Below are 9,565 nucleotides of genomic sequence, written 5' to 3' on the forward strand. Positions count from 1 at the left end.
GCCCATAGATGTTTCAGACATTACGGTAATCGAATTGGTTGGGGCATCCACCGGTTTCGAATACATATCCCATACCGCTTCCCTGGGAACATACAATGTCCTTAACGGGGAATGGAACATTGCGGGAATGGCGCCAGGTGAGGTAGCCGTATTGGAACTGGTCGTCCGGGTTACCGTACAGGGAACCCTGATCAACAGGGTGACCGTTACGGATTCCTTCCCGGAGGAACCTGTAGAGAACCTGGAAAATAGCCAGGCAGAGGTTACCATTGAGGTGATCCCAAGGTCAAGCAGTGAATGCGGTTTCCTGTTCAACCAGTTTTCACCCAACAACGATGGGGTCAATGACCTCCTGACGATCAACTGTCTGGAGGATTACCCCCAGAATTCCCTTCAGATCTATGACCGTTATGGGAACCAGGTATTCAGTGCCGCCCCCTATGACAATAGTTGGGATGGAACAGGTAAGAACGGACAACTACCTAAGGGTACCTATTTTTACATTCTGGATTTAGGGGATGATACGGAAGTTAGAAAAGGTTGGATCCAAATTATACGATAACAACATGGCTTTGAAAACCATTATCAGGGTAATTCCACTGTTGACTCTTCTTTTGTCGGTTCATTTCTCAGCAACAGGGCAAAAGGAACCACAGTATACCCAGTATATGTACAACATCGGGAGTTTTAACCCGGCCTATGTGGGGACTGTGGAGAATATGGAGATCGCCGGATTGTACCGAGCCCAGTGGATAGATATTGACGGAGCCCCCAGAACACTGCGTTTGGGGACGAATATCCCCCTGGCCAATGAAAAGAATGGTTTGGGATTCAATATTGTCAGTGACCAGTTAGGACCCACTACGCAAACCTTTTTCGATGTGGCCTATTCCTTCCAGGTAATGCTGTCCGAAGAGACCAAACTGTCTTTCGGAATCGATGCAGGAGGGTCCATAATTGATGTGGATTACACCAAAGGGGCCTTTGAAAACCCTAATGAGCCCCTTCTTAACAACACCGTATTTAATACATTTAACCCCACTATTGGGGCAGGTACGTTCCTGTATTCAGATAACTGGTATTTGGGAATGTCAATACCAAATTTCCTGACAGGCGCAATTAAGAATGAGGAAGTCAAATCTTTGGTGAATGACCAGATTCAGTTTAATTTTATAGGAGGGTATGTCTTTGATCTGTCAGAGCAACTGAGATTTAAACCGGCTTTCCTGCTCAACTATTTAAAAGGACTTCCGGTAAAAGTGGACCTATCGGCCAACTTCTTGATCAATGATGTATTCACCGTTGGGGCAGCCTATCGGATTGACAATGCCGTAAGTGGCCTGGCAGGCATACAGGCTTCAAATACCATCTTTATTGGCTATGCCTATGACTACAGCACAACAGGGCTTGGGGAGTTTAACCAGGGCAGCCATGAGATCATTGTGAAATTTTCCCTGAGATCCGACCAGGAAAGGGCCAAACGGGATAAGGACCGCAAACTAAAAGGAAAACCAAAACAAATTGATTCGCCAAGATTTTTTTAGATGAAGAGAGGGGCATACACAGGAAATATATGGCTTTGGCTAGTGCTGCTTTGCAGCCTGATGACATTCGGGCAGGAAGAACCGTCTAGGGCTGACCAATATTTCTATCAGTACAATTACAACCGTGCTATCAGTGAATATCTCAGGGAACAGCGGGAGGGAACGCTATCCAACCAACAATTGCTCAACCTTGCAGATGCCTATTTCAATACAGGGAATTATCAAAACGCCTCAGATACGTATTTGCTTGTTTTTAAACGGGACCCTGAAATGCCGAATGCCTATTTCAACAAGATGTTACTGGCATTTGGAAAAGGGAATGAAAGAGAGCGGATCGGGGCCTTTTTGGAAACGCGCAAGTCTTCCCTCACCTCAGAATTGCTCGAGAATGCAGAGTTTAATTTTGAGCTGATGGAGAAAGACGGCCAGGAGGTACTTGATTTTCAGATTTTTAACGTTCAGGCCAATAGTGCCAAGGCGGATTTTTCCCCCATGTTCTATAAAGACCAACTGCTATTCGCAAGTTCCAGGGGATATGGAAAGAAGCCTGTGTACGAGCCAACCGGAGAAGCCTATATGGATATTTTTCTTGGAGGGGTAAATCAGGAGGGAAATGTCTTGAGTGCAATCCCCTTCACGGGAATTCCCTATACCCCTTTCCATCAGGCGACCCCTTTCTATGTGGAAGAACAGGACTATTTGTTCTTTATCAGGTCCAACGTGGAGAACGGGGAAATGTTCTTTGACGAAGCCGGTAAAAATACGCTTGCCATCGGGTTGGTGGATAGTTCCGGGGAATTTCGTTATGCATTCAGGGACCAGAGCACATCATTTTACTACCCCTACTTTGACAAGGACACCGAAAAACTCTATTTCGCAGCGGATCTGGAAGGAGGATATGGGGGAACCGACCTGTACTACGTGTACACCAACAACGGCCTGATCATGTCTTCTCCGGTAAATCTGGGGCCCCGGATCAATACTCCCGGAAATGAAATAGCTCCTTATATTTTCGAAAACAGTCTGTATTTTTCTTCAGATGTTTTTTACGGATACGGGGGGATGGACGTTTACAAATCTGAACTTCAGCGCGGAGATACATTCAGTATTCCCATTAACCTCGGGGTTGGGATCAACACGGAGCACGATGAATTTGGCTTTATTATTAAAAATTACGGAGAAGAAGGCCTGATCGGATACCTCGCTTCCAATCGCCCCGGCGGGAAGGGTAAGGACGATCTTTACGGCTTTAAAGTGGCCGAAAAACCAGGGATAAAAACCTTTGCCGTCCAGGGCCGGATCGTCAACGAAGTTACCGGGCTTGTTGTGGGGAATGCACAAATCAAAGCCCTGGATAGTACAGGTACCGTGATCCGCGAACTCTACGCAGCGGATAATGGGGTATACCAACTGGAAATTCCATGGGAGCCCGGAATTACCCTTGAGGCCACCAAGGAGAAACATTCCATCTATCGCGCCACCTATGATGAAGCTCAGATGGAAGAAGTTCAGAAGGCTCCATTGGATCTGCCTATTGCCTTTATTGAAGACCTGGTGGAAGAACGGGAGGAGCAAACGGTCATTAAACTCAATAAGGCGTATTTCCGAAGGGGACAAAGCCAGATCACCCCCGAAGTGGCCCTGGAACTGGACAAGGTTGTGGATGTTATCCAAAAGTTTCCCGAATTACAGCTCCGTATCGAAGTACATACAGACAGCCGCGGGGGAAGCGCCACTAATTTCCGACTTTCTCAAAGACGGGCAGATGCCATTAAGCGCTACCTTGAAAACCAGGGCGTCCCTACCTCGAATATCCTTTATGCGATAGGGTACGGGGAAGACAAGATCCTGAACGACTGTACCAACGGGGTATACTGCCTGGACGTATTCCACAAACAAAATGAGCGTCACCTGATCGTAGTCCTCAACTACAACATCCTTTACTGATCCCTTAATATTTTAGGGGTATAATTTGCCAACACGAGGATTTTCACCTCGTCGTTTTATTTTCTCATTTTGACAGAAAAACAGGTTTATACCAGTGCCTGTAATTTTTGTGTTGCCAATAGGATTTTTCAATTAAAACCTGACATTTATCCTATTCTGATAGGTTTACACCTGTTAATTTTGGTTAACATTTAAATAATGCAAAAACAACAATAGGAATGCGTGCTGGAATGCTGTTTTTGTTCTTATATATGCGTAAATTTATAACTGATATAGATGCTGGGGGAAATCGGGCTGCGTGGAAGTCGGATATCCCCCAAAGTTTTGTAATAACACCCATGTTATCGAATTTTAGGAAACTCCGGAATCTTTGTCAGATTCGTCGCTTTTTGAATACAAGAATCCTTGATTTTGGATTAGTTTATAACATCCCAATCCACTACGGGATGTCCAGTTGCACAAATAACCTTTCATTATGAGTAATTATCACATAAAAAATCTGGAGGAATACTTTCAGGTTTACAACAAGTCTGTGAGAGACCCGGAAACCTTTTGGGAAGAAATTGCAGAAGAACATTTCCTATGGAGAAAGAAATGGGATAATGTATTGAGTTGGGATTTTAAAAAACCTGAAGTAAAATGGTTTGAGAATGCCAAACTCAATATTACCGAAAACTGCCTGGATCGGCATCTGGCTACAAGGAAAGACAAGACCGCTATACTTTTTGAACCCAATGACCCAAATGAGGCCTCCGAGCACATCACCTACGGACAACTCCATGAGCGTGTTTGTAAAATGGCCAATGTACTTTCTGATAATGGTATTAAAAAGGGAGACAGGGTTTGTATTTATCTCCCAATGATTCCGGAACTGGCCATATCCGTATTGGCCTGTGCCAGAATTGGGGCTATCCATTCAGTGGTTTTTGCAGGTTTTTCTTCCACAGCCCTGGCTACGCGTGTTAATGACGCAGATTGCAAAATGGTAATTACTTCAGACGGCTCCTACCGGGGTAAAAAACAAATCGATCTCAAAGGTATTGTTGACACCGCCCTGGAAGAATGCCCCGGAGTGGAAACCGTATTGATGGTGAAGAGAACCGGAGCGGAAATAAATATGAAAGAAGGACGCGATAAATGGCTGGCACCCTTGCTGGAGCAAGCTAGTGCTACAAATATCGCAGCGGAAATGGATGCTGAAGATCCATTATTTATCCTCTATACTTCCGGGTCTACCGGTAAGCCCAAGGGGATGGTGCACAGCAGCGGTGGGTATATGGTCTTTGCGGCCTATACCTTCAAGAACATCTTCCAGTACCAGGAAGAAGATATCTATTGGTGTACCGCAGATATCGGATGGATCACCGGACATTCGTATATCGTTTACGGGCCGCTGTTAAATGGGGCTACTACCCTGATGTTCGAAGGGGTGCCCACCTATCCTGATGCCGGCCGTTTCTGGCAAGTGGTTGAAGAACATAAGGTAAACCAATTTTACACCGCACCTACTGCCATCCGGGCACTGGCCAAGGCAAGTGTGGAGTATGTGAAAAAATATGACCTGTCTTCATTAAAGGTTTTGGGAACCGTAGGAGAGCCTATTAATGAGGATGCCTGGGATTGGTATAACATCAACGTGGGCGACGGAAAATGCCCCATCGCAGACACCTGGTGGCAAACCGAAACCGGAGGTATTATGATTTCTCCAATTCCCTTCGTAACCCCAACTATACCCACCTTTGCTACCTTACCCTTTATCGGAATTCAACCGGCATTAATGGATGCTGAGGGTAATGAAATAAAAGGTAATGGGGTGCAGGGACGTTTGTGTATTAAATTCCCATGGCCGGGTATCGCAAGGACCATCTGGGGAGATCATGCCCGTTATCGCGATACTTATTTTGCGGCTTATCAGGACAAATACTTTACCGGAGATGGTGCCAAGCGAGATCCCGTAGGGTATTACCGCATCACTGGACGTGTTGATGACGTAATTATTGTGTCTGGTCATAACCTGGGTACCGCGCCTATTGAAGATGCCATAAATGAGCATAATGACGTTGCGGAATCGGCCATTGTTGGGTTCCCTCACGATATTAAGGGAAATGCCCTCTACGGGTTTGTTATCCTGAACGAGGAAAGAGAAACACAGGATATCGACCAACTGCGTAACGAGATCAATCAGGAAATTACGGCACAGATTGGGCCCATTGCCAAGCTGGATAAAATCCAATTTGTATCCGGTTTGCCAAAAACCAGGAGTGGTAAGATCATGCGAAGGATCCTCAGAAAGATAGCGGCAAATGATGCCAATGACCTTGGGGATATCAGTACATTGCTAAATCCGGAGGTGGTCCAGGAAATCAAGGACAACGCCCTTTAGGCACTTAGGCAAAGACGAGCCAGCAATAGTACAGTGCAAATAGCGTAAGGAAGATGATGCCGGCAAAGGTGAGCACCTGCAGCCACTTTTTAGGCCAGTGCTCCCTGGGTAAGTCGTGACTCATTACATTTTTCAGGTTCATATACCCCACAACAGGGGCGAGGACGAAGGAAATAAATGTTGCCAGCGCCACAAGGGTGCCCATATTGGCACTGAATACGGTTACGACTACAAAATTCACCAGGGCCAGCACCACAACTCCTGCCGCATAATGCCGCCTGCGCGAGAAATCACGATTTTCCGGGGTGAGGTACCCGATGATATCGATGCTCACCCTGGAAATGGCATCGTGGGCGGTCATGCAGGTGCTGAACATGGTGGCAAATGCGGAAACGGCGATAAAGATATAGGCCCAGTTGCCGATATGGGTAGTGAATAATTGTACCACCTGGTCCGCAAAAGTGACTGCATTTCCACTTAATTCCGTATTGGTACCATAGAGGGTCATCCATCCAATGATCAGGAAGAAGATGGCGAGAAAGGCCGTCATCAGGTATCCCGAATTAAATTCCTGCAGCGCTTCCTTCAGGCTGGGTTTGTATTTTCCCAACTTGTACTTCTCGATACTCCAGAGGCTGACCCAACTTGAGGCCTCAACAGCCGTTGGCATCCATCCGATAAGACTAATCAGGAAGAGGATGCCGATTTCATTAAATATGGGCATACGTTCAAAATCGGGTACCGGGGTAACCTGGCCCTTATATAACACCAGGACAGTCGTAACCAACAGGGCAATGAACAGGATGGAGATCACCACTTTCAAGGAATTTTCCAGGAATTTATAACGCCCAATGATCAACAAGGCGCTTATAAATACAAAGAGACCCAGGGCGACCCCGGCTACTGAAAACGCTGTTAGATCAAAGAGGTTGATAAACAACCCGGCGGTAACCACATACAGGGCAGCCAGGATAGTAAAAGTGGTCATCAGGGTAATGAAAGCGTACAGCCAGAGCCATCCCTTGCCCCGCCTCAGGTAGCCTTCTATGATCGACTTTCCAGTGATATTGGTGTAACGGATACCAAACTCGAAAAATGGGTATTTTAGTAGATTGGCCAAGATGATAGGGATGATCATCACCCAGCCGTATTGCGCCCCGGCCTTGGTGGAAAGCACCAGGTGCGAAGTGCCAATGGCCATACTGGCAAAAAGCAATCCGGGGCCAAGGTTTTTCAGAAAGGTTTTTAGCTTGGGCATATGCGGGTTGGCTTAGCGGTTCTAAAATAGGACATTTTCCCGCATTTCCCACCTTCATTCAATATCTATCCGGTTGCCGTAATATCTGGGTTGGGTATTCAGTAAGAGGTCAACAAAAACCTTTACTCTGGCCAGATATTCCCTAAGGTGTACCTTCAGGCCTGGATTTCCCATTACATCCTTAGCGTTAAAGCCAATGGCTGTCAATCCCTTTTTCTCTGCGAGGTAGATGGCCCTTTTATTGTGGAAGTCCTGTGAGATTACCGTTACACTGTCTAACCCAAAGATCACCTTCGCCCGCACCATGGAATCCAGGGTGCGGAAACCTGCATAATCCAGAAATATACGCTCTTCAGGGATCCCGGCAGCAACCAGGTCCTTTTTTATGGTGGTGGGCTCGTTGTAATAAATGGTACCGTTATCACCACTCACCAGGACAAATTTGATCTTGCCAGCCTGGAACAAGTTTACCGTGGCCTTGATTCTATGGGTATAATAAGGATTGAGCCCCCCTTCCACCAACCTTCTGGAAGTACCTAGCACAAGGCCCACTTTATTTTCCGGGATATCTTCTAGCCGATCAAAGGTCTTTCCCCGTGCCGCCTGTTCAATAGTAAGGTTAGCCCCTACAATGGCCAAAAGGGGTAGGGCAATGAGGATAAGGAGGACCAGGCGGATTTTTTTCTTCATTTTAAATAGGTGCGAACTGCTATCAGCCGGGGGCGGGGAAAGTCCGGAAAATTTCTAATGCTAACTACTTCACCCGGGCCATGGCCAGGATCTTGCGCTGAAACTTTGTTTCGCTCTGCAAGACTACAAAGAAATCTTCAATAAACTCCCGCGCCTGTTTAAATTGTCTGGGGTCCTGAAATTCGGATTCCATACCATCGATAACACCGAGGAGGTCCGCTTTTTTGCCTAAAAAATCCTGACGGATAAATTCATAAACAGATTCGTTGCGCTTAAAGCCCCGGAAGAGCCTGTCAGTAACCTTAGAAATGCTCAAGGTCTCGTTTTCTATCTGGGAAACTACAGCGTAATTGGCATTTACCAGTCCAGACATATCAAAATCATAGGGTATGGGGATGGCTTTTCGGTCCGTGACAAAAATCAATTTCTCATTGTGTTGATAGGCCACTGAAAAATCTGTGTTACCTATCATGTACTGGAAAAAATCATTCTGTACCGAACAGATATTGTCTTGTTGTAAGGGATGCACGACGCGCTTCAGTTTCCTGGCCCCATGGCGCTCAGCCACCTTGTCGATGTCCTCAATAAGAAAGGCCATCAGCTGATGTTTTTTTTCTTTATTTCCCTTGATTTCTGTTAATTCAAGGGTAACCGGACGCGTCTTAAAGTGATATGGGGTAACCTCCTCATAAAGCTTGTAGGCCATATATTCCTTCAGTACGTAGTCATGACAATCCTTCACCAATCTGCAGGGAAGTACTAGTTTGAGTTCTTTGTTCCCCTCAAAAAGGGTGCCTTTGGCTTTCTTTTTTTTGATCTTGATTTTGACCGGGGGGAAATAACAGTTTTCCCTGCGGTAATTGCCCCGGGCCCTGAGCTTTACGTCTAACACCTTCCATTCCCCGTCGAGACCTTCATATTCCAATACAGATTCCAGGTAAGTGCTGTCGTTGGTTTCCCTGCGTAACACCTTGTTGGAGTACTTCAGCTTTATGGGCAGGGGTGCTTCTTCAGAGAAGAGTAGGGTAGTGCTAGGCTTCTCTGCAGGAGCTTCGGAATCCTGTGCAAAAGCCTGGTAACTGAATACTAATAAGAAAATGTAAATTAATGGTGCCTTGGGTATTTTCACTATCTTGTTGGTTGATTGTCGACTTTTAAGGTACTAATTTTCTGGTTATTAGACTTTACCTATCCATAATAAACCACAGGACGTTCATTGTACTGGTTATCTCTATTATAACCGTATTCCTTGCATATTGGCTGGAATTCAGCTATGATGTGGACCTCACACTGTTGAGTATTGCCATTGTTTTCCCCCTGGTTTTTACCATTCGGGGTTCTTTCCGGCGGAGGGAGAAAGCCCTGGAACACCTCAGTAAGTTCCGTAGTGCTTTAAAAACGGTGCATTACTTCGTCATTAACAACATGGAACTCTCTCAGGAAGAAAAGGACAAGATGGATGGGATATTGTCTGACATCAGTAGCAAAACCATAATACACCTGGGGGGCAATTATAAAAGTACCAAGGAATTGGATCAGATCATCAATAGTGTCAACCAGTTTATGCTGGAAATGGGAGAAAAAGTTTCTCGAAAGTTAAAGGACCGCGTTTTCAGGTTTATGAAAGACCTGCACGAATCTATTGAAAACCTGCATGCGATCAATATTCACCGGACCCCGATAACCCTTAAGGCGTATTGTAAGGTATTTATCTACATTTTCCCCCTTGTTTACGCACCCACC

8 protein-coding genes are annotated in these 9,565 nt (G+C 45.8%); 5 read left to right on the forward strand and 3 right to left on the reverse strand.

Annotated features, from left to right (window positions below; all coding sequences use genetic code 11):
• The 4 genes from AC4E7D_RS07395 to acs all read left to right on the forward strand — a co-directional run.
• On the forward strand, positions 1-562 hold a 562-nt coding region (locus AC4E7D_RS07395), incomplete at its 5' end, for a T9SS type B sorting domain-containing protein (protein WP_490173173.1).
• A gap of 4 nt (positions 563-566) precedes the next feature.
• Positions 567-1,544: a PorP/SprF family type IX secretion system membrane protein gene (locus AC4E7D_RS07400; RefSeq protein WP_490173174.1), complete on the forward strand. Its 978-nt coding sequence runs from the start codon at positions 567-569 to the stop codon at positions 1,542-1,544.
• Positions 1,545-3,491 (forward strand): OmpA family protein, encoded by a 1,947-nt coding sequence (locus AC4E7D_RS07405; protein ID WP_490173175.1) that lies wholly within the window; start codon positions 1,545-1,547, stop codon positions 3,489-3,491.
• 475 nt (positions 3,492-3,966) lie between these two features.
• Positions 3,967-5,874: an acetate--CoA ligase gene (acs, locus tag AC4E7D_RS07410; protein ID WP_490173176.1), complete on the forward strand. Its 1,908-nt coding sequence runs from the start codon at positions 3,967-3,969 to the stop codon at positions 5,872-5,874.
• 4 nt (positions 5,875-5,878) lie between these two features.
• Here acs and AC4E7D_RS07415 read toward each other — a convergent pair whose 3' ends face one another.
• The 3 genes from AC4E7D_RS07415 to AC4E7D_RS07425 form a co-directional block, all read right to left on the reverse strand.
• Positions 5,879-7,132: an NRAMP family divalent metal transporter gene (locus AC4E7D_RS07415; protein WP_490173177.1), complete on the reverse strand. Its 1,254-nt coding sequence runs from the start codon at positions 7,130-7,132 to the stop codon at positions 5,879-5,881.
• 54 nt (positions 7,133-7,186) lie between these two features.
• Positions 7,187-7,822: a SanA/YdcF family protein gene (locus AC4E7D_RS07420; protein WP_490173178.1), complete on the reverse strand. Its 636-nt coding sequence runs from the start codon at positions 7,820-7,822 to the stop codon at positions 7,187-7,189.
• Between the two features lie 64 nt (positions 7,823-7,886).
• The gene (locus AC4E7D_RS07425; protein WP_490173179.1) at positions 7,887-8,951 is read right to left on the reverse strand and encodes a hypothetical protein; all 1,065 of its coding nucleotides are present in this window, start codon (positions 8,949-8,951) and stop codon (positions 7,887-7,889) included.
• A 149-nt stretch (positions 8,952-9,100) separates the two neighbouring features.
• Between AC4E7D_RS07425 and AC4E7D_RS07430 the strand changes: the two genes are divergently transcribed.
• Positions 9,101-9,565: hypothetical protein (locus AC4E7D_RS07430; protein WP_490173180.1), on the forward strand; the 465-nt coding region annotated here is incomplete at its 3' end.

This window comes from Lentiprolixibacter sp. (assembly GCF_982873095.1).

Excerpts from the sequence above, each read along its gene's own strand:
- AC4E7D_RS07400 (WP_490173174.1), top strand. The coding sequence starts at position 567 with ATGGCTTTGAAAACCATTATCAGGGTAATTCCACTGTTGACTCTTCTT.
- AC4E7D_RS07405 (WP_490173175.1), top strand. The coding sequence starts at position 1,545 with ATGAAGAGAGGGGCATACACAGGAAATATATGGCTTTGGCTAGTGCTG.
- acs (WP_490173176.1), top strand. The coding sequence starts at position 3,967 with ATGAGTAATTATCACATAAAAAATCTGGAGGAATACTTTCAGGTTTAC.
- AC4E7D_RS07415 (WP_490173177.1), bottom strand. The coding sequence starts at position 7,132 with ATGCCCAAGCTAAAAACCTTTCTGAAAAACCTTGGCCCCGGATTGCTT.
- AC4E7D_RS07420 (WP_490173178.1), bottom strand. The coding sequence starts at position 7,822 with ATGAAGAAAAAAATCCGCCTGGTCCTCCTTATCCTCATTGCCCTACCC.